Origin of the sequence: Caballeronia sp. BCC1704 (assembly GCF_902833455.1) — a bacterium.
Classification (GTDB): Bacteria; Pseudomonadota; Gammaproteobacteria; order Burkholderiales; family Burkholderiaceae; genus Caballeronia.
Window position 1 is genome coordinate 519,085 of record NZ_CADFFT010000003.1, and the last position, 25,007, is coordinate 544,091.

Annotated in this window: 24 protein-coding genes; 7 read left to right on the top strand and 17 right to left on the bottom strand. The window is 63.0% G+C overall.

Going from position 1 to position 25,007, the window contains the following annotated elements; all coding sequences use genetic code 11:
- Window positions 1-18 precede the first annotated feature (18 nt).
- The 4 genes from HWX53_RS17910 to HWX53_RS17925 all read left to right on the top strand — a co-directional run bounded on the left by HWX53_RS17910 (window position 19) and on the right by HWX53_RS17925 (window position 2,073).
- Window positions 19-852 carry a class I SAM-dependent methyltransferase gene (locus tag HWX53_RS17910; RefSeq protein ID WP_175943276.1) on the top strand — a complete coding sequence of 278 codons (834 nt, stop codon included), beginning with the start codon at window positions 19-21 and terminating at the stop codon, window positions 850-852.
- Complete coding sequence (locus HWX53_RS17915) at window positions 849-1,025, top strand: hypothetical protein (protein ID WP_175943278.1); 177 nt, start codon at window positions 849-851, stop codon at window positions 1,023-1,025. Before HWX53_RS17910 ends, HWX53_RS17915 begins: the two co-directional genes overlap by 4 nt.
- Window positions 1,026-1,101: 76 nt before the next feature.
- Entirely contained in the window at window positions 1,102-1,239 is a 138-nt protein-coding gene (locus tag HWX53_RS17920) for a DUF3563 family protein (RefSeq protein ID WP_175943280.1), read from the top strand.
- Complete coding sequence (locus HWX53_RS17925) at window positions 1,240-2,073, top strand: alpha/beta hydrolase (RefSeq protein ID WP_244140173.1); 834 nt, start codon at window positions 1,240-1,242, stop codon at window positions 2,071-2,073. It abuts the gene before it with no gap.
- Window positions 2,074-2,105: 32 nt separating this feature from the next.
- Here HWX53_RS17925 and HWX53_RS17930 read toward each other — a convergent pair whose 3' ends face one another.
- Genes HWX53_RS17930 through HWX53_RS17940 form a run of 3 tightly spaced genes read right to left on the bottom strand, consistent with a single transcriptional unit; the run spans window position 2,106 to window position 5,931 of the window.
- Window positions 2,106-4,370: a xanthine dehydrogenase family protein molybdopterin-binding subunit gene (locus tag HWX53_RS17930; protein WP_175943282.1), complete on the bottom strand. Its 2,265-nt coding sequence runs from the start codon at window positions 4,368-4,370 to the stop codon at window positions 2,106-2,108.
- Window positions 4,367-5,377, bottom strand: a complete 1,011-nt coding sequence (locus HWX53_RS17935; protein ID WP_175943284.1) for a xanthine dehydrogenase family protein subunit M — start codon at window positions 5,375-5,377, stop codon at window positions 4,367-4,369. The genes HWX53_RS17930 and HWX53_RS17935 overlap by 4 nt, the downstream gene beginning before the upstream one ends.
- Window positions 5,374-5,931, bottom strand: a complete 558-nt coding sequence (locus tag HWX53_RS17940) for a (2Fe-2S)-binding protein (RefSeq protein WP_175943286.1) — start codon at window positions 5,929-5,931, stop codon at window positions 5,374-5,376. The genes HWX53_RS17935 and HWX53_RS17940 overlap by 4 nt, the downstream gene beginning before the upstream one ends.
- A 160-nt stretch (window positions 5,932-6,091) precedes the next feature.
- Between HWX53_RS17940 and HWX53_RS17945 the strand changes: the two genes are divergently transcribed.
- Window positions 6,092-7,159, top strand: coding sequence for a tartrate dehydrogenase (locus tag HWX53_RS17945; RefSeq protein ID WP_175943288.1), 1,068 nt, complete (start codon window positions 6,092-6,094; stop codon window positions 7,157-7,159).
- Between the two features lie 105 nt (window positions 7,160-7,264).
- Here the strand turns inward: HWX53_RS17945 and HWX53_RS17950 are convergent, their stop codons facing one another.
- The 7 genes from HWX53_RS17950 to HWX53_RS17980 all read right to left on the bottom strand — a co-directional run bounded on the left by HWX53_RS17950 (window position 7,265) and on the right by HWX53_RS17980 (window position 14,636).
- On the bottom strand, window positions 7,265-8,650 hold the full coding sequence (locus HWX53_RS17950) for a right-handed parallel beta-helix repeat-containing protein (RefSeq protein ID WP_244140174.1): 1,386 nt from the start codon (window positions 8,648-8,650) through the stop codon (window positions 7,265-7,267).
- A gap of 688 nt (window positions 8,651-9,338) precedes the next feature.
- Entirely contained in the window at window positions 9,339-9,626 is a 288-nt protein-coding gene (locus HWX53_RS17955) for a DUF1330 domain-containing protein (protein ID WP_175943290.1), read from the bottom strand.
- Between the two features lie 206 nt (window positions 9,627-9,832).
- Window positions 9,833-10,777 (bottom strand): dihydrodipicolinate synthase family protein, encoded by a 945-nt coding sequence (locus HWX53_RS17960; protein ID WP_175943292.1) that lies wholly within the window; start codon window positions 10,775-10,777, stop codon window positions 9,833-9,835.
- 155 nt (window positions 10,778-10,932) lie between these two features.
- On the bottom strand, window positions 10,933-12,219 hold the full coding sequence (locus HWX53_RS17965) for an FAD/NAD(P)-binding oxidoreductase (RefSeq protein ID WP_175943294.1): 1,287 nt from the start codon (window positions 12,217-12,219) through the stop codon (window positions 10,933-10,935).
- Entirely contained in the window at window positions 12,216-12,485 is a 270-nt protein-coding gene (locus tag HWX53_RS17970) for a 2Fe-2S iron-sulfur cluster-binding protein (RefSeq protein ID WP_175943296.1), read from the bottom strand. The genes HWX53_RS17965 and HWX53_RS17970 overlap by 4 nt, the downstream gene beginning before the upstream one ends.
- Window positions 12,478-13,683, bottom strand: a complete 1,206-nt coding sequence (locus HWX53_RS17975) for an FAD-binding oxidoreductase (RefSeq protein ID WP_175943985.1) — start codon at window positions 13,681-13,683, stop codon at window positions 12,478-12,480. Before HWX53_RS17975 ends, HWX53_RS17970 begins: the two co-directional genes overlap by 8 nt.
- Window positions 13,680-14,636 carry a 4-hydroxyproline epimerase gene (locus HWX53_RS17980; RefSeq protein ID WP_279612503.1) on the bottom strand — a complete coding sequence of 319 codons (957 nt, stop codon included), beginning with the start codon at window positions 14,634-14,636 and terminating at the stop codon, window positions 13,680-13,682. Before HWX53_RS17980 ends, HWX53_RS17975 begins: the two co-directional genes overlap by 4 nt.
- Before the next feature lie 287 nt (window positions 14,637-14,923).
- Here HWX53_RS17980 and HWX53_RS17985 point away from each other — a divergent pair, with 287 nt between their 5' ends.
- Window positions 14,924-16,081 carry a branched-chain amino acid ABC transporter substrate-binding protein gene (locus HWX53_RS17985; RefSeq protein WP_175943298.1) on the top strand — a complete coding sequence of 386 codons (1,158 nt, stop codon included), beginning with the start codon at window positions 14,924-14,926 and terminating at the stop codon, window positions 16,079-16,081.
- A gap of 64 nt (window positions 16,082-16,145) precedes the next feature.
- Here HWX53_RS17985 and HWX53_RS17990 read toward each other — a convergent pair whose 3' ends face one another.
- From HWX53_RS17990 to HWX53_RS27945, 3 genes are all read right to left on the bottom strand, one after another.
- Window positions 16,146-17,858 (bottom strand): dihydroxyacetone kinase family protein, encoded by a 1,713-nt coding sequence (locus HWX53_RS17990; protein WP_175943300.1) that lies wholly within the window; start codon window positions 17,856-17,858, stop codon window positions 16,146-16,148.
- 212 nt (window positions 17,859-18,070) lie between these two features.
- Window positions 18,071-18,694 (bottom strand): DsbA family protein, encoded by a 624-nt coding sequence (locus tag HWX53_RS17995; protein WP_175943302.1) that lies wholly within the window; start codon window positions 18,692-18,694, stop codon window positions 18,071-18,073.
- 857 nt (window positions 18,695-19,551) lie between these two features.
- A complete protein-coding gene (locus HWX53_RS27945) occupies window positions 19,552-21,255 on the bottom strand; it encodes a methyl-accepting chemotaxis protein (protein ID WP_208454798.1) in 1,704 nt (567 codons plus the stop codon).
- Window positions 21,256-21,619: 364 nt separating this feature from the next.
- Between HWX53_RS27945 and HWX53_RS18010 the strand changes: the two genes are divergently transcribed.
- On the top strand, window positions 21,620-22,807 hold the full coding sequence (locus tag HWX53_RS18010; RefSeq protein WP_175943308.1) for an EAL domain-containing protein: 1,188 nt from the start codon (window positions 21,620-21,622) through the stop codon (window positions 22,805-22,807).
- 78 nt (window positions 22,808-22,885) lie between these two features.
- On the opposite strand, the gene HWX53_RS18015 is transcribed toward HWX53_RS18010, so the two are convergent.
- The 4 genes from HWX53_RS18015 to HWX53_RS18030 all read right to left on the bottom strand — a co-directional run bounded on the left by HWX53_RS18015 (window position 22,886) and on the right by HWX53_RS18030 (window position 24,999).
- Window positions 22,886-23,422, bottom strand: a complete 537-nt coding sequence (locus HWX53_RS18015) for a hypothetical protein (protein ID WP_175943310.1) — start codon at window positions 23,420-23,422, stop codon at window positions 22,886-22,888.
- Between the two features lie 30 nt (window positions 23,423-23,452).
- Window positions 23,453-24,004 carry a hypothetical protein gene (locus HWX53_RS18020; RefSeq protein ID WP_175943312.1) on the bottom strand — a complete coding sequence of 184 codons (552 nt, stop codon included), beginning with the start codon at window positions 24,002-24,004 and terminating at the stop codon, window positions 23,453-23,455.
- 24 nt (window positions 24,005-24,028) lie between these two features.
- Window positions 24,029-24,604, bottom strand: a complete 576-nt coding sequence (locus HWX53_RS18025) for a hypothetical protein (RefSeq protein WP_175943314.1) — start codon at window positions 24,602-24,604, stop codon at window positions 24,029-24,031.
- A 119-nt stretch (window positions 24,605-24,723) separates the two neighbouring features.
- Window positions 24,724-24,999 carry a hypothetical protein gene (locus tag HWX53_RS18030; RefSeq protein WP_175943316.1) on the bottom strand — a complete coding sequence of 92 codons (276 nt, stop codon included), beginning with the start codon at window positions 24,997-24,999 and terminating at the stop codon, window positions 24,724-24,726.
- Window positions 25,000-25,007: the final 8 nt, after the last annotated feature.

Consider the following 25,007-nt stretch of genomic DNA (forward strand, 5'->3'; position numbering starts at 1 on the left):
TCTCTCAGGAGCCATGTCATGTCCGCAGTCGCTACCGCATTCTCGCCCGCCGCCGATCTCGCCGCCGTCAAGGTCCGTCAGCACGCTGCCTGGTCGACGGGCAACTACGCAGTCATCGGCACTACCTTGCAGATCGTCGGAGAGCATCTTTGCGAGGCGCTCGACCTGCGCTCAGGCAGTCGCGTGCTCGATGTCGCTGCGGGCAACGGCAATGCGACGCTCGCCGCCGCGCGCCGCTATTGCGACGTCGTGTCCACCGACTATGTCGCTTCGCTGCTCGATGCGGGTCGCGCACGCGCCCAAGCTGAAGGGCTCGCCGTGCACTTTCAGGAAGCAGACGCCGAAGCCTTGCCTTTCCCGGATGCATCGTTCGATGTCGTGCTATCGACGTTCGGCGTCATGTTCACGCCGAATCAGCAACAGGCGGCAAGCGAACTGCTGCGCGTCTGCCGGCCGGGCGGAAAAATCGGCCTGGCGAACTGGACGCCGGAGAGCTTTATCGGACAGGTGTTCAAGACGATGGGCCAATACATCACGCCGCCCACTGGCGTGAAGTCGCCCGCGCTGTGGGGCACGGAGACGCGCATCGCCGAATTGCTCGGAAGCGGCGCGGCGCGCATCAGCGCGGCGAAGCGTGAGTTCGTATTCCGCTACCGGTCGGCAGAGCATTTCGTCGACGTATTCCGCAGCTATTACGGCCCGATGAACAAGGCGTTCGCCGCGCTCGAAGGCGAGCGGCAAGCCGCGTTTCTCGCTGATCTGATGGCGCTCATCGACAGCCGCAATCGTTCCGGCGACGAAACCCTCGTCTTGCCGAGTGAATACCTCGAAGTCGTGGTGGAAAGGAAATGATCCTGCTCAAACATATGTTCGACGAAGCGCTGGACTTCGGGTTGCGCCTGCACGTGCTCGTCTCTTCTACAGAGTTGCGGCGCGAGTCCTTATGCATGGGCATGCCGTTGTTGTCGTCCGTGTGCTTCTTCACACTTCGGCTTGCGCTGTCGCGAATCGGCGTAGTGGTTTGAGCGCGGCTCGGTTCGGTCCTTCGCCTCGTAGGTTCGATGCGAAGGACCGCGCAAGTCTGCGTGGTTGGAGGCAATCGTGTTCATCTATCTTTTGTTGTGGCTCAAACGGGCGCTCGATCGAGCGGAGGACAGCCGTCGCGATGCTTATCTCGCATCGGCTTCGGATATCGTCGAACTTGAACGTCGCATGCGTGCGATGGAAGCGGAGGCGTGAATGGACGATATGCACAACGGTCTCGGCATCCAGCCAGCATCGACGGTCATCGCGCTGCATTGCTCGGGCGCGGGCGCAGCACAGTGGCGAAAGTTGAGCGAAGCGCTTGGCTCGCGCGTATCGTTCATCGCGCCCGAGCACTACGGCTGCGACAGCACGGGACCGTGGAGCGGCGAGCACGCGTTCACGCTCGCCGATGAAGCCGAAAGAACCGTTGATATCATCGATTCGACTTGCGGCAAGGTGCATCTCATCGGGCACTCGTATGGAGGCGGCGTGGCGCTACGCGCCGCAATGGAACGGCCGCAGCGTATCGCGAGCTTATCGCTCTACGAGCCATCGGCGTTTTATCTGCTGAAGACGATGGGCCAGCATGGCGCGCACGCGCTCGCCGAAATCAACGCGATATCGAAGCGCACCGCCGATGGTGTGAGTTGCGGCGACTATCGGGGAGCGGCGGCATCGTTCGTCGACTATTGGGGCGGCCCGGGCGCATGGGAGGCGCTGCGGCCCTCGGTGAAAGCCGCGCTCACGCGCTGGGTGCCGAAAGCGCCGCTCGACTTTCGCGCGCTGCTCGATGAACCCGCATCCGATGCGCCCTACGCTGACTTGCGCATGCCCGTTCTCGTCATGCGCGGCGAGCACGCGCCGCTACCCACGCGTGCATTGGCCGAGCGCTTGCCGCACATGTTGCCGCGTGCGCGGCTTGCGATCGTCGCGGGCGCGGGTCACATGGGGCCGATCACGCACGCAGAAGAGGTCAACGACGCGATCATGCGGCATATCTTCGAAGCGGGATCGAAGCGTTGCGAGCAAGCGCTCAGATACGGCTAGCAAGTCGGCGCGGACTTACGCCCGCGCATTCGTCACGCGAAGAGCGTGTCGAGGGTGATCGGCAAATCCCGCACGCGCTTGCCCGTCGCGTGCCAGATCGCGTTGGCGACAGCCGCCGCCACGCCTACCACGCCGATCTCGCCCACGCCCTTCGCGCCCAGCGGATTAACGACGTCGTCGTGCTCGTCGACGAAGATCACGTCGATGTCGTGTATATCGGCGTTCACCGGAACGTGATACTCGGACAGATTGTGATTCATCTGCCGGCCGAGCTCGTGATCGAATTGCCCGTGCTCGTGCAGCGCCATGCTGATGCCCCACACCACGCCGCCCGACACCTGACTTGCCGCCGTCTTCGGATTCACGATGCGACCCGCCGCCACCGCGTTGACCACGCGCGTCACGCGCACGGTGCCGAGCGCCGCATCGACGCGTGCTTCGACGAACACTGCCGAGTGCGTGCCGATCGAGTACGACTGCTGCTTGTCGTGCGGTGTCACGGTCACCTGGGCATTCAGCGAATCCAGGCCCGCGCGCGTCAGCAGTTCGCGCAGCGATAGTCGTTGCTCGGTGCCTTCGCCGCACACGACGTATTCGCCGTCGAGCCGCACCGCGTCCGGCTGCGCGCGTGCGAAGGCCTCGCCGCCGTGTTCCTTCGCAATCGACGCGAGCTTGCCGCGCAGGCGCGTGCACGCCGCATGCACCGCGCTGCCAACCGACGACACCGTCCACGATCCGCCTTCGAGCGGCGCCTTCGGCAGACGGCTGTCGCCCAGACGGAAATCGACGTGTTCGAGCGGCACGCCGAGCGCATCGGCGGCGAGCTGCGTCATCACCGTATAAGTGCCCGTGCCGATGTCCGCCGTGGCGCTCGCCACGACGACATGCCCGTCCGCTCCGATCTCCGCGAGCGCGGACGCCTCGTTCTGCATCGCGTCCCAGATGCCTGTCGCCACGCCCCAGCCGACGAGTTCGTTCCCTTCGCGCATCGAGCGCGGCGCGAGCGGACGCTTGTCCCAGCCGAAGCGTGCCGCGCCCTCTTCGAAACACTCGCGCAACGCCTTGCTGGAGAACGGCAGGTTCTTGTTACCGTCGCGCTCCGCATAGTTGATGAGCCGCAGCTTCAGCGGGTCCATGCCGAGCGCCTCGGCGAGCTCGTCCATCGCCATTTCCAGCGGGAAAAGCGCTTGCGCCGCGCCGGGCGCGCGCATGTCGGCGGGCGTCGGCACGTCGAGCTTGCTCACCTTGTAGTCGAGCCGCACGTTGTCGCACGCATAGAGCTGTCCGGCCCAGTTCACCATGACGTCGCAGTAGTCCTCGTATTGCGACGTCTCGGACACCGCCTCATGGATGATCGCCTCCAGCCTGCCGTCGCGATTCGCGGCCAGCGCGACGCGTTGCAGACTCATCGGTCGATGCGCGAAGGTGAACATCTGCTGCCGCGTCAACACCACGCGCACGGGCCGCTTCAAATCGCGCGCGGCCATGACGGCCAGCGGCAGGTGATATTGCGGACGCAAGCCCGAGCCGAACGCGCCGCCGACGAACGGCGAGACGACTTCGAGCATGTCGTCGTCGAAACCGAAGATCTTTGTCAGATACTGCTTGGTGTTGAGCACGCCCTGCGTCTTTTCATAGACGGTGAACTTGCCGGACGGCTCGGGAATGACCGTGCAGCCGTGCAGTTCGATCGGGTTGTGATACTCGGCCGGCGTCGAATAGCGGCAGTCGATCTTGAACGCGGCCGCGGCCAGCGCGCCGTCTGCATCGCCGCGCGGCGGTGGCGGCGGCTCGAAGCCGCCCTTTTCGGTCGATGGCGGATAGCTGTCTGTTTCCACTTCGCGCAGGTCCGTGCAGTGGCTCGTGCGCTCGTAGGTCACTTCGATCAGCGACGCCGCATGACGCGCGAGCTCATAACTTTCCGCGACGACGAGCGCGACCGGCTGACCGCTGTACCAGATGCGATCGTCCCAGAGCGGCCGAAACGGCATGCCGCCCGGCGCGGACTGGTCTTTCCAAGCGGCGTCGTTGAGCGGCAACTCGGGGCGGTTTTCATGCGTGAGCACCATCAGCACGCCGGGCAATTCCAGCGCGCGCCGCGATTCGATCGACACGATGCGCCCGCTCGCGATGCGACTCGGAAGAACGAAGCCATAGCTCATGTCATCCGCGAAGAATTCGCCTGCGTATCGCGCCTCGCCCGTCACCTTCTTTCTGCCGTCGACGCGGTTGACGGGCTTGCCGCTGAAGTGCGCGCCCTGCCGCGCGATGCGTTCCAGTTCGTTCGGAGAATTCATGATGCGTCGTCCTCTCTGCTGGCGAGGCTGATACCCGATGCCTGTTCGAAAGCGCGCTCGATGGCACGCGCGGTCAGTTCGATCTTGAATGCGTTGCCGGGACGGCCGCGCGCGTCGCGCACCATTGCGCTCGCGAAGTCGCGCACCGTGGCGGCGTCGAGCGTCTTGCCGCGCAACGCGGCTTCGGCGTCGCGGTTGCGCCACGGCATATGGGCCACGCCGCCGAGCGCGCAACGCACTTCTTCGATGCGATTGCCGTCGAGCTTGAGCGCGAGCGCGACCGACACCAGCGCGAACGCATACGACGCGCGATCCCGCACTTTCACGTAGGCGTGGTGCTGCGCGAAGTCATCGGCGGGCAAGGTGATCCCGACGATGATCTCGTCGTCGCGCAGGTTCGTGTCGATGTGCGGCGTATCGCCGGGAAGCCGGTGAAACGCGTCGAACGGGATGACGCGCTCGCCGTTGTCGCTCGCGACGCGCACGGACGCGTCGAGCGCGGCGAGCGCCACGCACATGTCAGACGGATGAACGGCGATGCAATGCTCGCTCGCGCCGAGAACGGCGTGGATGCGGTTGACGCCATCCATCGCGCCGCAGCCGCTGCCCGGCTGGCGCTTGTTGCATGGCGTGGCGGTGTCGTAGAAATAATGGCAGCGCGTGCGTTGCAGCATGTTGCCGCCGACGGTCGCGACATTGCGAATCTGCGCCGACGCGCCGGCAAGTATCGCCTTCGACAGCAGCGGATAGCGCGACTCGATGCGTTCGTCGTAGGCCACGGCGCTGTTCGTGGCGAGCGCGCCGATGTCCATGCCGCCGTCCGCGTTCGGCTCGATGCCGGTCATCGGCAGCCGGCGGATATCGACGAGCCGTTCGGGGCGCGCGACGCCTTCCTTGATTAGATCGACGAGGTTCGTGCCGCCCGCGAGAAACGCCGCCGACGGCGCGCGGTGCGCTTCGAGCGCCGCGGATACGTCGTTCGCGCGGGTGTAGGAGAAGCGGTTCATGGGCGCGCCTCCTCGTTCTGAATGGCGTTTCCTTCGACGCCTTGCCCGCCCGACGCCTCCAGAATGGCCTGCACGATGTTCGGATACGCGCCGCAGCGGCAAAGGTTGCCGCTCATCGCTTCGCGCACTTCGGCGGCGTCGTGGGCGTGTCCTTCCGCGAGCATGCCGACGGCCGAGCAGATTTGCCCCGGCGTGCAGTAGCCGCATTGAAAGGCGTCGCAGTCGATAAACGCCTGCTGCATCGGATGCAGCGTGTCGCCGTTAGCCAAGCCTTCGATGGTGGTGATGGCCGCGCCGTCATACGAAACGGCGAGCGCGAGACACGTATTGATGCGCTGGCCATCGACGAGCGCGGTGCACGCGCCGCATTGTCCGTGGTCGCAGCCCTTCTTCGTGCCGGTAAGCTGGCAGTGTTCGCGCAGCAGGTCGAGCAATGTGGTCCACGGCTCGATGTCGAAACTACGCGCTTCGCCGTTGATCTTCAGCGTGCAGGCAACGCGCTGCGCGTGCGGCGCGTCCGCGTCCAACGTGGTCGCGGTCGATGAGGTGTTCATGGGATCTCCTTGCGGGAATCCCGGTGTGGAGCATGCGCCGTGCCTTGCACAGCGTTCCTGACTCAGAATGTAAGAACCGCGAGAACCCGAGTACGATCAGGCAAGCGCAGCAAAAAACCGCGCCGCGAAAAGAAAACGTACAGACAGGAGCCAGACCGAAATGTCAAAGAGCCAGTACCGCATAGCCGTGATTCCCGGCGATGGAATCGGCAAGGAAGTGATGCCCGAAGCGCTGCGCGCGCTAGATGCAGTGAGCCAACGCTTCGGCATCGCGCTGGAGTACCAACACATCGAATGGGCAAGCTGCGACTACTACGCCGCCCACGGCCAGATGATGCCCGACGACTGGAAGGCGCAGCTCGAAACCGCCGACGCCATTCTCTTTGGCGCCGTCGGCTGGCCGCAAAGCGTTCCCGATCACGTCTCGCTGTGGGGATCGCTCCTCAAGTTCCGCCGCGAGTTCGATCAATACATCAACCTGCGGCCGGCGCGTCTCTTCGACGGCGTGCCGTCGCCGCTCGCCAACCGCAAGGCCGGCGACATCGACTTCATGATCGTGCGTGAGAACACCGAAGGCGAATACTCGTCCGTCGGCGGCGTTAGTTTCGAAGGCACCGAGCGCGAGTTCGTGTCGCAAACCTCCATCTTCACGCGCCATGGTGCGGAGCGCGTGCTCAAGTTCGCGTTCGATCTCGCGCAGCAACGCGCGAAGAAGATCACGGTGGCGACCAAGAGCAACGGCATCTCCATCAGCATGCCGTGGTGGGACGCCCGCGCCGCAGAAATCGCCACGCAGTATCCGGATGTGGCATGGGACAAGCAGCATATCGACATCTTGTGCGCGCGCTTCGTGCTGAACCCGGACCGCTTCGATGTCGTCGTCGCGACGAATCTCTTCGGCGACATTCTCTCGGACCTCGGCCCCGCGTGCACCGGCACGATCGGCATTGCGCCGTCCGCCAACATGAATCCTGAGCGCGCGTTCCCGTCGCTCTTCGAGCCCGTGCACGGCTCCGCGCCGGATATCGCGGGCAAAGGCATCGCCAATCCAATCGCGATGATCTGGTCCGCCGCGATGATGCTCGACTTCCTCGGCCAGCGCCCCGCGCACGATGCGATTCTGTCCGCCATCGAAGCCGTGCTGAAGGAAGGGCCGCACACGGGCGATCTCGGCGGCAAGGCCGGCACGAAGGAAGTCGGCGAAGCTATCGCGCAACGGCTCGGCTGAATAGGTATCGCTATTTAGTACGGGTTGCTAACTACTTCGAAACGCTTAATAGCGAACCGTTCGTGGTCGTTCAGAACGGTTCGCTACGTCGCTCGATCTATGAGCTTAGCCAACCTTGGGATTCACGACCGACACCTTCGGGCCGTTGCTGTCCCACTGACTGAGATACCAGTTGCGCTTCCACACCGGGTTGGTAGTGGTGATCGCGCCCGTCACGACGCAGCCATTGAGCCGCAGACCGCCGACCGCGAACGAATCGCTCGTGCAGGTGTCGGTATGGTTCGTGATCTGGATGTCGACGTTCTTCGAGACCGGACCGGGGAAGGCGCCGAGGTAGACGAGAATGCCGCCGCCGGAGCATCCCCGAGTCGTCGGGCTGACGATCTTGATGCCCTGGAGCACTGCGTTGTTGTTGTTCGGCTCGATGTCGAGGCCATACGCCGGCGCCGTGCCCGAGATGTTTTCCCAGAGCGGATTGTTGAACGTAATGCCGCTGCCGGACGTGATCGTCGCACCTTGGCGGCGGCAGCCGTTCGCGTGGTGGCCGCTGATCGTTACGTTCGAGCTCGGCTTGTTCGAGCCGCTCTGGCTATTGCCGATGTAGATGCCGTCGCCCCAGCAGTTGATCGTCGTCGGGTTCGTGATCGTCACGCCGGTGGAGCCGTTGATCGAGATGCCCATGCCCCACTCGCCGGAGCCGGCCGAGTTCAGTTCCTTGCTGCCATCGAGGTACGGTGCTTCGATGTTCACGTTGCTCACGTCCCACACGCGCATCATCTGATACGTGCTGCTGTTGTGCGACAGCATCTTGATCGACGCGCCGGGCGCGAAGCGGATATGCGTGTTCGAGCGCAGCGTGAGGCCCGTTGCGTCGATGCGGCTCTTGCCCGTGATGAGGAGAATCTGACCGACTGAGCCGTCGATGGCAGCCTGAAGCGCCGCGCGGTCGTTGGTGGAGCCATCGCCCTTCACGCCAAACGACTTGTCTTGCAGCACGCCGGCCGTGCTCGTGTTGCTCGTGCCTTGCGAGCCGGTGCTTGCAGTGGTGCCACGGGGGTCCGCGGTGCCGAGGTTCTGCCACGGCGTGGTTCCGTTCTTGAACCAGTTGCCCGCCGTGTTGCGGCCATAGATGGCGCCGTTGATGTACACGAGCGTCGTGTATGCGACGGGCGAGCCGGTCGCCATGGTCGTGCCGTTGCGCACTGCGTGGCCGCCGACGAGCGTCCAGACGGCGCCCGAGCTATCGGTGATGGACGCTGCGGGCGGAATGGCCGTGCCACTCGCCGAGGCGGCCTTCGCCACGGCGGCGGTATCGCCGAGCCCATCGGCACTGGTTTCGCTGCCGCCGCCACAGGCGGCCAGGGCGGCGCTTCCCGCCCCGGCCATCATGTACGACAGGAACTTTCTACGCGTAAGGGATGCGTTGACGTTGCTGGAGATGCTGCTCAGGGAATTTTCGCCCTGCGTATTGAATAGACGATTCGACGACACGGGAAATTATTCATGTTTGCTCAAGGAGGCCGAAGTTTAATGTCCTGAATCTACCGAATGGGTTTCGCGATGTAACAGTACGAAAGAGCAAAGCACGACCGTATTCTCATACCGTAAGGAGAAAAAACGGGTCGCAACTGTTGGCTTTCGGAGAAAGATCAGACTTTTTGCGTGGAATAATGGCCTTCAATTAATAGGCTTATTCGGAGTTGTTGTAACAACGGACTCCGAATGAGTAGTAATTTCCGACTAGTTTCAAAAGCGGTCGTCTTGGCCCGCGTGACGCTTCATGGCACGCGGGAGCAACGTTTCGACGAGTGGTGAAGCAGTCGTTCGCTCGGTGTGTAGACCGTGCGTGTGCAATGTGACTATCGTTTGCAGTATTAACTTATGAATCACTCATTTGGCCTTGACTATGAAGGTCCGATGCGGTCATTCAATGCAGCAAGTCGCGTGAGGCCGATAGGACCGGGATGGCAATCGACTGCCGAAACGCGCTTTCACGTGAAGAGCGACGGGACGCTTGGAAAGCGGAGAACGAGCGGGAAACGCCGCTGCGAGCAGTTCGGGAGATGGGAGACGTGTAGGACTGCGTGTCGAGTATGTCGACATCGATTGAGGCTATCGCGAGCGCGTGCCTCGACCGATCGACCGGACGGACCGGAGCGATCGGTCATCGCGGTTTCCGCTATACGCCTTCGACAAGAACGGCGCGATACCGCGCGCCTCGAAACCGATGCTGCGCAACCTGTTGATATGCCGGGCTGTCGTACCACTCACGCGCAGCGGCCGTAGACGGGAACTCCACGATCACAACGCCTTCGGGCGCGTCGCCTTCGAGGACTTGCTGAGGTCCGTAAGCGGCGAGAACTTTGACAGGGTGACCCTGCAGCGTCTCGCCGACCTTGCTTTGATATTCATCCAGCTCACGCTGATCTTGCGTGCTCTCTCTCGTGAAAACGATGTAAGTCGCCATGTCGAACGCTCTCCAAGTAATGAAGGGGAGAACGATCATGCCATGAAACGCGCAAGTACCTTCATGCTCGGAGCACGGCCGAGAAAGCTCGATATCTCAAGACAACGCAAGCATGGCGAGTATCGGCAATCCGTGACGAAACGGCGGATAACTTCGAACGACGATACGCGCGGCAGGTTGCGAAGCCGCGCTTTCTCAGCGAATGGTCACGCACTGATCTCTTTCGACCAGCCCGCGTACCACTGCCGGAACAATTCGAATTGCGTCTGTGCATAGCGGCGCTGCGCTTCACTGAGTGCATCGGTCTCATTGAAATGAAGCGTGTATTCCTCGTCGCCGTTGAGAACCATCAGGTATTTGTAGTACAGCACCAGGTCCGTGCCTTCGTCGAACGATGAGAGCACGGCGAGCGCGCTTTCGAGTTCACGTGCCTGGCGACGCGCCGTCACGTCCCCATCGCTGGCTTTGCGGCATAGATCGACGAGTTGCAAGACTTCGCGCGGCAATGCATTGCCAATGCCGGTAATCGCGCCTCGCGCGCCGCAGTTGACGAAGCCGTGAAAGACTTGCGTGTCCACGCCCGCCATCAACGTCACGTTTTCGTCCTGGCTCGTGATGTACTCGGCTGCATAGCGCATGTCCGCCGCACCGCCGAACTCTTTGAAGCCGATCAGGTTCGGATACTTGGCCCGCAGTTCGAAGAACAGGTCGGCGCGCGTGGCAAAGCCGTAGTAGGGGCTGTTATAGATGACTGCGGGAAGCGCAGGCGCCGCTTCGAGAATCGCCGAGAAATGAGCCTTCTGCGCGGCGGGCGAGGCACCGCGGGACAGCACGCGCGGAATGACCATCAGGCCGCTAGCGCCGACCTTTGCCGCGTGCGCTGCATGCGAGACGGCTTCGCGGGAATTCACCGCACCGGTGCCGACGATAGTCGGGACGCCGGCATCGACGAGCCGCGCCACGCCTTCCTGACGCTGCGCTTCGCTCAGAAGTGGCCAGTCACCCATCGATCCGCAGTACACCACTGCGTTCATGCCGAGACCGACGAGCTCGCGCGCTTTAGCGACGAGCGCGTCGTAGTCCGGCGTGCGCTCGGCTGTGCACGGCGTCATGAGCGCCGGAATAGCGCCCGTGAAGATGTTGTTGCCCATGTTATTGCCCTCGACCTTCAGTGAGTTTGAGTCGTGAATCGGTATTGCCGATAGCGCTGGCGATAGCACGCAGTATCACAAGTCAGAACCATTAACGCTTGCGTCGATTCATGTTGTCGAGTGACGAAATCGGCATAACGACGCATCGCTATCCATCATTGCGCGTGATCCGTCACAGGAGGCGACTGCGCCTCGAGTAGCGTCGCTATGCGCGCCGGCACGATGGGCGGACGCTGCGCATCCGTCTTCCAGCCGAAACAGAATGCAGCCGCTTCACCGCAGATCTTTCCTTGGCAAGGCCCCATGCCGCAGCGCGTGTGCAACTTCGCGTCGCGCCACGAGCGATACTTCGAGGCATCGCCGAAAGCGACGTCTTCGCATCGGCACAAGATGGTGTCCGGTTGGGCTAACGTGCCAAGTTCAGCGTTCAACGTGAACGCCTCGTGCATGCGTCGCGCGAATTGCCGGTAAGCTTCCCGCGCCGCGAAAAGCGCCCGCGCTTGCTCGCGATGGCCCAATGCCGCATGCGCGGCTATGCGGCCTTCTAGCGCGGCAAGCTCCATGCCGCCCACGCCTGTGCATTCGCCCGCAGCATAGACATCAAGCACGGAAGTGGCCTGCCATTCATCCACACGTAACGCTGTTTCGAACGGTGTCTCGACAATCTGACAGCCAAGCGCGATGCCGATCTGAACGTTCGGCACGAGTCCATATGCGCAAGCTAGGCGATCACAATCGATATCGATGTCTCCATCGCCATGACGCACGCGCACGCGCGTGACTTGCTTCTCGCCTTGGGCTTCCGCCACATAAGCGCCGCGAAAAAAAGGCGTCGCGTGCAGATCGAAGCGCATGCGAGCCGCCTGCAAGAGCTTCGCAGGCGTCTTCAACAGACCGCCGGCGAAGCGCCGAACATGGCCTGCCGATGCCTGCTCGACGATGGCCGCCACCGTAGCGCCATGTTGACGCGCCGTGGTCGCCGCAGCCCACAAAAGCGGCCCCGTGCCGGCGATAACGATACGCTGCCCCTCGACCGGCATGCCGCCTTTGATCAACGCCTGCAAACCGCCCGCGCCCGTCACGCCCGGCAAGGTCCAGCCGGCAAACGGCAGAAAGCGCTCGCGCGCCCCTGTCGCGACGATCAGCTTCTCGTAGCCGACTCCAAAACCGCGCTCTGCATCTTCGACGAGCAGTGTCTTGCCGGGCAGCGATTGCACCACGCGCGTACCGCAAAGACGCGACATGTTGTTGTATCGAGAAAGCGCGTCGATGGCGGCGCGCGCCGAGCCTTTCGGCGCGTGTTGCGGCCCTTGCCGCCAGATCTGACCGCCGGGCAGCGCGTTATCGTCGATGATGCCAACCTGCACGCCCGCTTCTGCCGCAACACGCGCCGCGTGAAGCCCAGCGGGACCCGCGCCGATGATAAGGACATCGAACTTCATCTTGCTACGCTTCCCGTCTCGACCGACATGCCCTGTGCGCACAACGTCTGACAGGCAAGCCGATGCCGCACCCCATCGATTGTCACTCTGCATTCCTGGCAGATGCCCATGCCGCACAGCGGGCCACGCAGGTCACCGTTCACCGAGCGCCGCGTGGCGAAACCCGCGCCGCCCGCGGCGAGCGCCACGGCCGCCAGCACCGAACTGCCGCCCGCCACGCTCAAGGCGCGTCCATCGATCCGAACCGTCAACGATTGCTCAGACATGCACGGCTCCGTTGTTGATGCCACCTGTCACGCGGCTCGTCTGAAATCGCGAGGGCAAGTACGGCGTCGCGTCGATCGGCAACTGAGACGACGCGCCCGTCATTTGCGCGGCAATCAGCTTCGCGGTAGCAAGCGCCGTCGTCACGCCGAGTCCTTCGTGGCCGGTCGCAATCCACACCGGAACGTGCGCCGCATCGTGGCTAACGAAGTGCGTTGCCGGGCCGATGAGCGGCAGGCCGTCGAGCGTCGCGGGGCGGAATCCGGTCCATGCGCGGATCGCATTGAGGGCAGGCAGCCGGGGAAGATACTCGCTCGCGCGCCGAAGCATGCGCGCCATGATCTCGGGCTCGACGCCGGAATCCACGTTGTCGAACTGCCGCGACGAGCCGATCAACAATTGCCCAGTCGGACGTGGCTGCACATTGAACGCCACCGACGTACCGCTCGCGTTGTGCGCGCTCTTGATATAGCCGAGTTCGAGAATCTGATGCCGGATGGTGCCCGGATAGCGATCCGTGATGAGCAGATGCCCCTTCTTCGCCTGTATCGGCAAACCAGGCATCAACTCGATGGCCTGCAGCCCATTTGCTACAAGCACCGCGCCTGTCGCGATGACTTCGCCGCTCGCAAGCATGACGCCTTCGCGTGTCAATCGCGCGACCGATGCATCTAACCTGCAACTCACGCGGCCTCCGCCCGACGCGTCCGCGATCAGCCACGCAGCGGCGGCCGGCGCGTAGACAACGGCGTCATCGGGGACGATCATGCCGCCCTTAAAACCCTCGCGCAGTTCGGGCTCCGCTCCACGCAACTGCTGCGCATCCAGCATGTCGCATGCGATGTTCTCGCTTGCGAGCGAATCCCGACGCTCACGCGCGAGATCGAATTCTTCCTCGTCGGCGGCGACCCACAGCGTGCCGCAACGCACGAAAGCCTGACGCTCGTCGAGATGCGGCGAGAGATCGAGCCATAACTGACGCGACCACGATGACAACGCGAACTCAGCGGGCGTATCGTCCATCACGACGACGTGCCCCATGCCCGCCGCCGTCACGCCCCCGCCGATGCTCGCGCGATCGAGCACGAGCACATTCATGCCCTTGCTCGCGAGCTCGCGCGCGCACGCCGCCCCGACGATGCCCGCGCCGATCACGATCACATCGGGGCACGCAGGTGCCGAGACAACACTCGCGTTCACGTGCGAATGCCCCACGCGAACGGATCGTCGCTCGAGAAGACGAGCTTCGCTTCGGCGTTCACGTGCGCGGTTCCGCGAATGCTCGGCCGCACGCGTCCCGCGTTATCGCTCATGCTCTCATAACGCGCCTCGAACACGCTGCCGACGATGCTCTCCTGCCGCCACAGCGCGCCCGGCGCAAGCAAGCCATCGGCGGCGAGACAGGCGATCTTCGCGCTTGTGCCCGTTCCACACGGCGAGCGGTCGTACGCCTTGCCGGGACACAGTACGAAGTTGCGGCTATCGACACCGCGCGTCGGCGAATCGGCGAACAGTTCGATATGGTCGATGACCGCGCCCCCCTCGCCCGTGATGCCGTTTGCTTCGAGGGCCTCGCGGATTGCCCAAGCAACTTCCGTCAGCGGTTCGACGCGCGCGAAGTCCAGTGCCTGGCCATGATCGGACACGAGGAAGAACCAGTTACCGCCCCACGCGATATCGCCATGCACGCGCCCGAGATTCGGCACGTCGAGCGGCACTTGCGTACGGTAACGGTACGCCGGAACGTTGTGCACGGTGACGCTGAGATCGCTGTGCAGTTCGGCTTCAACAATGCCGACAGGCGTTTCGATGCGATGCACGCCGGGCTGGATGCGTCCGAGATGCGCGAGTGAAACGACGAGCCCGATGGTGCCGTGACCGCACATGCCGAGAAAGCCGACGTTATTGAAGAAGATCGCGCCCGCCGAGCACGATGGGTCGTGCGGTTCGCACAACAGCGCGCCAACCATCACGTCCGAGCCGCGCGGCTCATTGACGATGCCTGCGCGCACGCGATCGTAGTCCCGGCGAAAAATGTCGAGGCGTTCGGACAGCGGACCGCGACCGAGATCAGGGCCGCCCGCGATCACGAGCCGCGTCGGCTCTCCGCCGGTATGCGAGTCGACGACTTCGATGTGAGTGAGTGTTTTCATGAGGCAATGGTAAGCGTGCGCACTGCCAGCGTCTTGGCCGATCGCGTCTGCGAGAGTGATGAAATCGGCATAGCTTTGCGTGCGGCAAGCACGAGTACAAACCCCGAGTGCCGCCCGAACGTCGCGCGACTATGCGGATTTCTGCATCGCGACTGATTATTTCCCGCAAGACGCAACGATCTTCGGCTCCGTATATTTGTGCGCGCCGTGCTTGGACGGCGCCGACGAAGCCAATAAAGAACACCACACTACGACACACGATCAAACCAAAGAGGATGCCTGAGACAATGAAAGTCGCCACTTCGTACGTATCGGCCGCGCTGGTCGCGTGCTCCACCTTTGCCAGCGCGTCGTACGCGCTCGCGGCGTCGGCATCGCCGCAGAACGTCCAGATCGGCTTTGCGGCGCCGCTCACCGGCGGCCAGGCGCACTACGGTGCCGATTTTCGAAGCGGCGTCGAGCTCGCGATTGCCGACATGAATGCGACGAAGCCCGTCATCGGCGGTCAGGCCGTGCAGTTCGTGCTCAACGCACAGGACGATCAGGCAGATCCGCGTACCGGCACCACAGTCGCTCAGAAGCTCGTGGACGATGGCGTGGTCGCTGTCATCGGCCACTACAACTCGGGCACCAGCATTCCAGCCGCGCCCATCTATGCGAAAGCGGGCATCCCCGAAGTGGCGATGGCGACCGCGCCCTCGTACACGCGGCTCGGCTTGCCGACGACGTTTCGCCTGCTGACATCCGATACGCAACTCGGCAGCGTGCTCGGCGAATACGTCGCGAAGGGCCTCAAATACAAGCGGCTCGCTATCGTCGATGACCGCACCGCGTACGGCCAGGGCGTCGCGGAGGAGTTCGCGAAGGCGGCGAAGGCGGCAGGCGCGACCATCGTCGATCAGGAGTACACAACAGATAAGGCCGTCGATTTTCGCGCGATTCTCACGAAGATCAAGTCCGCCGACGTCGATGCGGTCTTCTACGGCGGCGCCGATACGCAAGCCGCGCCGATGCTGAAGCAAATGCGTTCACTCGCGATCAAGGCGGTGTTGATCGGCCCGGACATGCTTCAGTCCGAGAACCTGATCAAGATCGCAGGCGGCGCGGCGGAAGGCACGCTGGCCGCATCGGAGGGAAGTCCGCTTGCGCAGATGCCGGGCGGCAACGCGTTCGCCGAGCACTACAAGGCGCACTTCAGCAAGCCGGTGGAGTTGTACGCGCCCTATGCGTACGACGGCACCATGGCTGTTTTCAACGCGATGAAGAAGGCGGATTCCACCGATCCGCGCGTGTTCCTGACCGCGCTCAAGAGCACGAACATGAAGGGCGTGACCACGAGCGAGCTGTCGTACGACAATTACGGCGACCTGAAGTACGGCGGCGTGACCGTCTACAAAGTCGCCAATGGCAAGTGGGTGCCGTTGCAAACCGTCGGCACGAAGTAACGTAAACGCGGTGGCCGCGTGCTTGGGTTAAGCGGCCACCATTGAGCGAATGTCAGAAGCGCGATCAGCGTTGACCGGCACCGATATGCGGCGATAGCGCCGCGAGCCACAGCGAGACCGCCACCGCGCCCGCGTCCGGCGAACCGACGGCGCGCGTGCCCAGATAGCTCGCGCGCCCCGCCCTCGGCGTCATCTGCGCGGTGTTCTGCGCGCCCTGCTGCGCTGCCGATACCGCGACTTCCCACGCCTTATGCGCGGCACTACCGGAAGTCAGCGCCTCTTCATAAGCCGATACGGCGGGAAAGAGTGCATCCAGCATTGTTCGATCGCCAGCTTTCGCACCACCGAGATCACTGATAGCCTCGACTGCCGCTCTGAACGCATGCGCCCAATCCAGCGCGGATGCCTCGCCGATGTCCGCCAAGTGCCGCGACGCGCGCATCAACGCGGTCGCATAGAACGGCCCCGAACTGCCCGCGATGGCGCGGCGCAGCGCCAGGCTCAACGCTGCGAGCGCGCCCGCAGGCGTGCCGAGATCGCTTTCGCTCACTTCAAGCAGGGCGTGCGCGGCGCGCTTCATGCTCGCGCCGAGGTCTCCATCGCCGGCGACGGAATCTAGTTCGGTGAGCCTCGGTTCGTTTTGAATCAACGTATCCGCTACGGATTGCAGCGCCGCTTTCATCGCGCGCGTCCATTGACTCGGCTCGCCCTGCGCGGCTGCTTGCGTCGCGCTCGGCTGCGCGGGACCGTCGATGCGAATGTCGCGATTGACCACGCCAGCACCGGGCCATGCGCGCGCTTCGGTCGGTGCATCCAAGAAGCTCAACGTTGCGTCGTCCACGCGCAGCAGCGAGATAGAGCAGCCCGGCATGTCCAGCGCCGAGAGGAACGTCCCCGCCCACGCGCGCTCAATTCGAATGCCTCGTGCAGCAAGATTATCGTGAGCGGCTCGCAACACAATATCGAGCTCCATCTGCGGCGTGCCTCCGAGCCCGTTCACCAGCAACGCGACTCGCTCGCCGCTCGCGAGCGCCAGTTCATCGACGATGCTTGAAATAAGCACGTCGCAAAGCGCATCGGCGGGCAGCATCGCGGTACGCTCGACGCCTTTCTCGCCGTGAATGCCGAGTCCCAACTCGATCTCGTCATCGCCGAGCGTGAAGCCCGACTTCTCGGCGCCGGGGATGGTGCAGCCATCGAGCGCCACACCCATGGTGCCGAGATTCGCGGCCGCGAGGCGCGCGACGGACGCGACTTCTTCGAGCGTCATTCCACGGGCAGCCGCCGCGCCCGTGACCTTGTGCACGAGCACCGTCCCTGCGATGCCGCGCCGACGGTCGCGCGCTGTTTCATCGCGCAAGGCAACGTCGTCGGCCACGACGACGACCTCGACCGGGATGCCCTCTGCGCGCGCCAGTTCCGCAGCAAGGCCGAAGTTGAGGCGATCGCCCGTGTAGTTCTTGACGATCAGTACCGCGCCGCGCGGACCGGCGGTGGCGCGGATCGCGGCGAGCACGGCGTCTGTGGACGGTGACGTGAACACTTCGCCACAGACCGCGGCGCTCAGCATGCCCGCGCCGACGTAACCGCCATGCGCGGGTTCGTGGCCGCTGCCGCCGCCCGAGATCACCGACACCGGGCGGTCCGTCGCTTCGTTCTGCTCCCGTCGCACGAGCACGTTTTCAGCGCCGAGAATCGCGACGTGGGGCGCTTGCCGCGCGACGCCTTCGAGCATTTCACGCACGACGTCATGCGGGGTGTTGATCAGTTTCTTCATGGCACTCTCTTTCGGCAGTCAACGGTGGCTCACAGTTTGCCGCATCGGACCGTCCGTTGCTCTGTCGGCGAAGCGCTTGCATTCGATCAGCCGGCGGCGTGTCTCGACGAGGCGGCCACGCGCTGAACGTTGCAGCGCCCTGTTTCAAGGCTGCGGAGGAATAGACTTTCGATGACTTCCGCGGGTCCGCGCACATGCGGCGCGAAGGCGGTCTATGAGCGCCGCACGCCGACCTCGGTTCGCGCCACCGCCGCATAGGCCGGCTCATCGAAAAGCGCTGGCCGCGAGAGAAAGTCCTCGGCCCACTCGAGCGCATCGCTTCCCCAGAACAGCCGATCGCGCAATATCAGAGTCGGCACGCCGAAGACGCCTAGATCGATCGCGCGCTGGGTGTTGTCCCTGAGTTGGCGTTTGACATCGGCCGAGCCGATGCGCTGTTCCGCATCGTCGACGTCGAGTCGCTCAGCGAACGCCTCGAATTCCAATTCAGGATCGCGCCCGTCCGCAAAAACGAAGCCGAGCGCTTTACCGACATCGACGGTGCGCGCGCCCAGCGATACGAGCAGGCGTTGCGCGGCAAGCGGATTGAACGGATGACGCGGCGGCATCGCGAACGGGACGCCCTTGCGTCCCGCAAGCCACACGCAGAATTGATAGGTATGAATGCGCTTCGACGGAAGCTCGGCCGGGCCGAGCGTGCCCCAATGCTTGAGAAGCGCGGCGAAAAGAATGGGCACGGGCTGTATGTCCAGGCGATCCCGCAACGCGTCCAGACGTTGAAAAGCTAGATAAGAAAACGGAGATACGACGTCGAAAAACCACTCGGCCTTTTCCATTGTCGCGCTTCCGGTGTCGTCGAATTATGGTCATTATCGCCGGATCAGAATGAGGCTGCCATCCGCAGATTCCCGGCGCTTCGCCTACACGTTGGCGTTGCGACTTGCGTCGGCTCTGTTCAGCGTGATGCCGTCGACAGCCTCTGCCGTATGCTACTCAGCATCCGGTTGGCTATCGCCGCGGAATCGAGTCTGTAGGCACCGGCTTTCAATAGCATTTTGATAAATCCGACCTTGGCTGTATTGATGTCCGATGGCCCGCAGTGACTAAGGTTCGTTGCATGCGGGACTATCATTCGACCGGGCTTGTCTGCGCTGTCGTTCTTACGGGTCATTATGGTTTGGTCTCTCGCTGGCTTGTGCTTCGCTTAACGGTGCCTGCGTCGAAACCTTTACCCGTGGATGCGTAGGCATAGCGACGAAACGGCCATCGCCCGTTCAATTCTCAGTCCTTGGAGGGTGCGAGGTCTCGTCGTCGGCCAGGCCCAATGCCCAGCGCAAGTCGCCCACGAATTCGAGCGAGACACGAGTCCACTCGTCGGTACCCGGGCGGCAGTCGCGTGGGTTCCTTCGTCCACGAGCCCGACGAATGATCTCGATGCTAAGACTCAACGCGCGTGCCTCGTCTCTGAGTGAGTCGTCGTCAAAAGCCGAATGGTTGTCTACCGTATCCATAACTTGGTTGTCGCGCGAGCGTTTCGATGAAATCCGGCGCTCGCAAGCCGTCGAGCGAAAGCTATTCGATCGCGTGAATTCATCTGTTTCGAAGCAAGGCGCGCAAGCCCCCTATTACGCGAACGCGCCCTCGATTTCCTTCAGTCGACGGCGTGCTCGCTTTACTCGCATACCGCATGAGCTCAGAACGTCGACCAATCGCCGTCCATTGAAGAGCCGGACACTGCCGCAGTGACGACCAAAGGCTTCGCCGGGCGCGCGAGGACCGGCGTTTTCTTGACCGGCGCCGGTCGCATCGTCGGCTTTAGATCGCGGTCGATGGATGCCGTCGTTGCCCCGGCGAGCGTGTGCGACGTGCGGAACACCGCAACGGCTGCGCTCAGTTGCTTTGCCTGGTCTTCCATCGAACTCGCCGCTGCCGCCGCTTCCTCGACGAGCGCAGCGTTCTGCTGGGTGACCTCATCCATCTGTGAGATGGCCTGATTCACTTGCTCGATGCCGCGGCTCTGCTCATGCGACGCGGATGCAATGTCGCCCATGATGTCGGTCACGCGCTGAATGGCAGTGCCGACGCGCTGCATCGTGTCTCCCGCCCTCGCCACGAGTTCCGTTCCTGCTTGAACACGACTGCCCGACGTCTCGATCAGTTCCTTGATCTCCTTCGCCGCGGCCGACGAGCGCTGCGCGAGGCTGCGCACTTCACTCGCCACCACTGCGAAGCCCCGGCCTTGTTCGCCCGCCCGCGCCGCTTCGACGGCCGCATTCAGCGCGAGGATATTGGTCTGAAACGCGATTCCCTCGATCATGCCGATGATCTCGGCGATCTTCGCTGAACTCTCTTCGATGCCCGCCATCGTCTCCACGACCTGACCGACAATGGCGCTGCCCTCGTTGGCGACAGCGTTGGCATCATCGGCCAGGCTGCTCGCCTGCGTGGCGTTCTCTGAATTCTGCTTGACCGTCGTGGTCAGTTCTTCCATGCTCGCGGCGGTTTCCTGAAGCGAGGCCGCTTGCTCCTCGGTACGCGACGACAAGTCCGTATTGCCGGTCGCGATTTGCTTGCTGGCGCTCGCGATTGCTTCGCTGCTCGACCGAACCGTTCCGACCGTGGCGGCCAATTTATCCTTCATGGTGGCGACGCCCGCGAGCAACTGCCCCATTTCGTCGTGCGTCTTGATGGGTACCTCATGCGTGAGATCGCCAGCCGAAATATGCTCGAAGTGCTTCAGCGCTTCAGCAAGTGGCGTCATGATGGCGCGGCGCAAGACGAACCAGCCGAACGCTGCAGCTGCAATGCCAGCGAGCAGCGCGAGCACGCCGAGCGTGCGCAACGTCGATGCATGCGCGTCGTTTTCAGCTTCCTGGCGGACGGCGTCGGCAAGCTGGAAAGACTTCAGCTTGTCGAACGCTTCGACACACCGGTTATAGGCGGCGGGCAAATCCTTGAGCGCGAGGCGAGAGACATTCTCCTTATCGCCCGCTTCGATTGCTGCGCCGAACTTCTCGATGACTTCGCGCATCGAGGCGCGAGCAGAGACAACGTCCTTTGCCAGTGCGTCCTCGTCGGCTCCGCGAGGAATGGCGTTGTACTTGCCGTACCACTCGTCGGCCTGGCGCATGAATCCATTCGCGCGTGCCCGCAGTCCGCTGGCGTCGGGCGCCGTGGGATCCAACGCGTAACGGTCGAGCGACAGCCGCGCCCGCGCGGTGAAATTGCTCGATATGCCGAGTGCGTTGACGGCTGGAAGCGAATTCTCGGCGATGTCTCTCGCCGATGCGTGAATCGCGCTAATGCCATACAGTCCGAAGCCGACCGAGAAGGTCAGCATCAGACCGAGGAAAGCCATGGTGAGCGCAAGCCGCGCCCGAATGGAAAGGTTTTTCATCATGCTTTGAATGTGGCGCGTGAGAAGTGCGATACGGCAGTCGCGCGTGCTGCCGCTATTCGAATAAGAGCGTCAATGCTTATCGGCAGTGCGGTCCGACAATTCAGTCGGTTGAGTCGCGCAAGAAGGAATTGCGTTGGTGGAAAGGTAGAAGTGACCGACCGGACGTTTTTGTGGCTTCGAGTCGCGCGCACAGCTCACAGGTACAGAGGCTCGCGGTGACCGGTGACGCAGTGAATCACGAAGATTTTCGGCTCAAGTTAATCCGCCGCTCACCGTTAACACATTCGATTGCGGCGTTCGACTGCGGCGTGTGCCCAGGCCACGAACCGACGCCAGTTAGAGACAATAAGGAGACTCAGTCATGAGCCGCAGTGCGCAGACGGGCGACACGAGCCTTGCAATGACATGCGTCGCGCGGCAACCCATCGTCGACCGGGCGGGCCGCCTGGCGGCCTATGAACTCCTGTTCAGGGACGGCGACAGCGGCGTCGCGAATATCAGCGACGGTTTCAAATGTACGGCTCAGGTCGTCGAGCGTACCGTTGGAGCACTCGGACTCACGACAGTGCTGGATGGTCTCGACGGCTATCTCAACTGCACGGCCGACTTTCTGCATTCCGCGTTGCCGCAAATGCTGCCGAGCAAGCACTTCGTCCTCGAGGTACTGGAGACGTGCGAGTTGGACGACGCGTTAAGGGAGCGTTGCATCGCGCTGCGCCGTGCCGGATTCCGCGTCGCCATCGACGACGTTGTCGCGATCACCCCGCAGATCGAAGCGTTCTTGCCTGCCGTCGATATCGTGAAGCTGGAATGGCCCGTCATCGATCCCGCCGCAGCCAAAACGATGGTCCGTGACCTCAAGCGCAGAGGCAAGACGGTCGTGGCAGAGAAAGTGGATGATCACCAGCAGTTGCAGGCCGCTCTGGACGCGGGTTGCGATCTCGTTCAGGGTTTCTACTTCAGCCGGCCGCAACTTCTGCGGACGCGCCGAATCGTTCCCGATGTCTCGCAGCTACTGGCAGTGCTCAACCTTCTGATCAACGATGCATCGGACCAGCGCATCGTCAGTGCGCTGTCAGGCATGCCGGTGCTAGTGGCGCAGCTCATGCGGCTGGCGAACTGTTCCGCTAGCGCCAATCTGAAGCAAGCCGCGATCTCGTCTTTGCATCACGCGCTCGCGGTCACCGGCACGACGCGACTGTTCGAATGGTGCAGCCTGCTGCTTTACAACCATCCGGATTCCGGCGACCTCAGCCGCGACCCGGTGATCGCACTCGCCACGCAGCGCGCGTCCTTCATGATGCAAACCGCGCTGCGACAACGGCCTTCGGAAACCGCATTCGCGCAGACTGCTTCGCTGACCGGCATGCTTTCTCTTCTGCACGTGATCTATGGCCGCGAGCAAGCCGAATTCGCGCAGGAACTGCCGCTCGCGCAATCGATCAGGGACGCTCTCGCCGAGCGCCGCGGTGAACTGGGTGAACTGCTTAGCGCCGCGGAAGGATTCGAAAGCCGGCCCGAGAAAAGCACTTCGCCGATAGACGACTGACAGTCTTCAACTTGGGCGTGAGCGCTCGAGCGATGTGGGGCGAAGTCAGCTTCCTCGAGCGTAAGGTGCAGTCGAGCATCAATAACCGATATGCAACGGCTCCGGATGGTCGCGCGTCACCACGATCTGCGCGGCCACGGGATAACCCAGCGTCTGCTGCGGGCTCGCAAAAGCCGCGCACGTGCCAAGGTCCGCATTCGAACTCGAGCGAACCGTCAGCAGCTGCATCGGACCGGCAACGGCGATATACACGACGGCCTCGGTGCCTCGCCGGACCGGAACGGAACTGCGCGGCCCCGATCTGTAATCGACAATCGGATCGCCGCTGCAATCGGCGGACGCATATCGCGCCCCGCCGGCCGTTGCCCATTGGAAGTCCGTCGCCGAAAAGCGATGACTCGAGTCTTGTACACGCCGTATCGGCACGACGGTAACGGCATCTCCGACCGTGAAGGCGACCCCGTCCTGCGTGTTGAATACCGTGAGATCGCCCACCACCGCGCCATTGGCATCGAACACTCTCACGGGGCGACGCCGGAAGTGATGTGATGCATCGTCGCCGAGCGATGCCGTCGCGCACAGCAAGACAATCAGTCCAACTAAATAGCGTTTCATGGCACTCCCTCGCGGTCGGGACTGCCTCGGTCAATAGCCGATGTGCAGCGGTTCCGGAAAGTGTTGCGTGAGCGGATACGTGCGCCTCGTGGCCCAATGTGCGGTGCCGAAAGCGAATGGGTAGGTCATGCAGGATGTGACGCCCTTATCGTCCGTTTGCCTGATTGACCGTGCCCCTATATCGCCTGAATAGCCTTTCACCGCGGTATAGAGCGTGACGTCCACGCCGTCCCGGACCGCGATGGCCGGCACGGGACTATCTGAAAGCGGGACGAGCACGCCTCCGCTGCAGTCGGTCGACGCGTAGCCGGGCCATCCGCCGACCCACTCGTACTCGGATGCCGAATATTGAAACGCGCCGAGGCGCTTGTGATCGATGCGGACGAAGACAGGCTCGCCGTCTATGGCGATGAATACGCCACTTCCGCCCGAAAAGCTCGCGAGCGGGCCCACCTCCCTTCCCTGTGCGTCGAAGACGACAGGCAGGTGCCCGCCGTCGCTTCTATGATGAAGAGACTCATCGCCCTCGCCTGCGAAAGCGCTCGTGGCGATGAAGATCAAGAGTAGAAGATAGCGGCACATGGCAGGTTCCTTCATCGCTGACAGCTAATAACCGATCGTCAGCGGCTCAGGATAATGCGCCGTCAGCGAATACGTCGTTTCGGCCGAGAACGCGGGCACCGGCGCAGTAGACGGCGGCATGTGATCGACGCCGGGAGGCGGCACGCAGCTTGTTCCGTCGAAGGAAACGGAGAGAATTTGTTTGGGAGCGGATGCGGTGTCGCCCGCGATGTAGAGCGTGACGTCCGGCCCCTTTCTGATCGCGACGGTGGGCCGGGGGCCTGTTTGAGGCGGGATGATCGGCGATCCGCTGCAATCGGTGCTCGAGTAGCTATAAGGCGCGAATGCGGACCACTGGAAGCGCGCCGAATCCCGAGTGCCGGGATAAGGCAGGGACAACCAGTAGACGGCGGCGAACACGATAGCCCCGTCGATCGAGAGATAAACGCCAGGACCGCCTTGATACGATGCAAGGCGTCCAACGACCTGACCGCGTGCGTCGTACAGCTTGAGAACGCGATGATCGTCATGCCGGCGTCGGTCGTGGTCATGGGCGTCGTCGCCGGCGCAAGCCAGCGAACGCATCAACCCCGAGAAGATGATAAACATCACGACCGCCACGCGACGCATGTGCGTCTCCCTTCGCTATGCACTGAGCTTAGATCGCTGAAGGGTGCGTTTCAAGGCGCACGGATCAGCAAGAATCCGCGCGCCGAAGAATAGATGCCGGCCTTCGACCCTTATTGCGGAGACTTGGCGGCCTGCGGGTTGGACTGGTCTTGCGCCGCGGCCTGCGCCTGGCTTCGAGCAGCCGCGTCTTCCTTCGCCTTCTTGTTCGCCATGTGCCGACCGACAAGACAACCGCCGGCCGCACCCAGCACCGCATGACCCTTTCCTACGAAATGGCCGCCCACGCCGCCCACGGCGGCTCCCTTCAGACATCCTGCAGCTTGCGCCTGGCCTACGGTTGCCGCAGCAAGAGCGGCGGCGATGAACATCGTTGCTTTCAATTTCATATCGTCTT

What these genes read in the sequence shown, in the direction of transcription:
- HWX53_RS17910 (WP_175943276.1), top strand. Translation starts at nt 19, where the DNA reads ATGTCCGCAGTCGCTACCGCATTCTCGCCCGCCGCCGATCTCGCCGCC.
- HWX53_RS17915 (WP_175943278.1), top strand. Translation starts at nt 849, where the DNA reads ATGATCCTGCTCAAACATATGTTCGACGAAGCGCTGGACTTCGGGTTG.
- HWX53_RS17925 (WP_244140173.1), top strand. Translation starts at nt 1,240, where the DNA reads ATGGACGATATGCACAACGGTCTCGGCATCCAGCCAGCATCGACGGTC.
- HWX53_RS17930 (WP_175943282.1), bottom strand. Translation starts at nt 4,370, where the DNA reads ATGAATTCTCCGAACGAACTGGAACGCATCGCGCGGCAGGGCGCGCAC.
- HWX53_RS17935 (WP_175943284.1), bottom strand. Translation starts at nt 5,377, where the DNA reads ATGAACCGCTTCTCCTACACCCGCGCGAACGACGTATCCGCGGCGCTC.
- HWX53_RS17940 (WP_175943286.1), bottom strand. Translation starts at nt 5,931, where the DNA reads ATGAACACCTCATCGACCGCGACCACGTTGGACGCGGACGCGCCGCAC.
- HWX53_RS17945 (WP_175943288.1), top strand. Translation starts at nt 6,092, where the DNA reads ATGTCAAAGAGCCAGTACCGCATAGCCGTGATTCCCGGCGATGGAATC.
- HWX53_RS17955 (WP_175943290.1), bottom strand. Translation starts at nt 9,626, where the DNA reads ATGGCGACTTACATCGTTTTCACGAGAGAGAGCACGCAAGATCAGCGT.
- HWX53_RS17960 (WP_175943292.1), bottom strand. Translation starts at nt 10,777, where the DNA reads ATGGGCAACAACATCTTCACGGGCGCTATTCCGGCGCTCATGACGCCG.
- HWX53_RS17965 (WP_175943294.1), bottom strand. Translation starts at nt 12,219, where the DNA reads ATGAAGTTCGATGTCCTTATCATCGGCGCGGGTCCCGCTGGGCTTCAC.
- HWX53_RS17970 (WP_175943296.1), bottom strand. Translation starts at nt 12,485, where the DNA reads ATGTCTGAGCAATCGTTGACGGTTCGGATCGATGGACGCGCCTTGAGC.
- HWX53_RS17980 (WP_279612503.1), bottom strand. Translation starts at nt 14,636, where the DNA reads ATGAAAACACTCACTCACATCGAAGTCGTCGACTCGCATACCGGCGGA.
- HWX53_RS17985 (WP_175943298.1), top strand. Translation starts at nt 14,924, where the DNA reads ATGAAAGTCGCCACTTCGTACGTATCGGCCGCGCTGGTCGCGTGCTCC.
- HWX53_RS17990 (WP_175943300.1), bottom strand. Translation starts at nt 17,858, where the DNA reads ATGAAGAAACTGATCAACACCCCGCATGACGTCGTGCGTGAAATGCTC.
- HWX53_RS17995 (WP_175943302.1), bottom strand. Translation starts at nt 18,694, where the DNA reads ATGGAAAAGGCCGAGTGGTTTTTCGACGTCGTATCTCCGTTTTCTTAT.
- HWX53_RS27945 (WP_208454798.1), bottom strand. Translation starts at nt 21,255, where the DNA reads ATGAAAAACCTTTCCATTCGGGCGCGGCTTGCGCTCACCATGGCTTTC.
- HWX53_RS18010 (WP_175943308.1), top strand. Translation starts at nt 21,620, where the DNA reads ATGAGCCGCAGTGCGCAGACGGGCGACACGAGCCTTGCAATGACATGC.
- HWX53_RS18015 (WP_175943310.1), bottom strand. Translation starts at nt 23,422, where the DNA reads ATGAAACGCTATTTAGTTGGACTGATTGTCTTGCTGTGCGCGACGGCA.
- HWX53_RS18020 (WP_175943312.1), bottom strand. Translation starts at nt 24,004, where the DNA reads ATGTGCCGCTATCTTCTACTCTTGATCTTCATCGCCACGAGCGCTTTC.
- HWX53_RS18030 (WP_175943316.1), bottom strand. Translation starts at nt 24,999, where the DNA reads ATGAAATTGAAAGCAACGATGTTCATCGCCGCCGCTCTTGCTGCGGCA.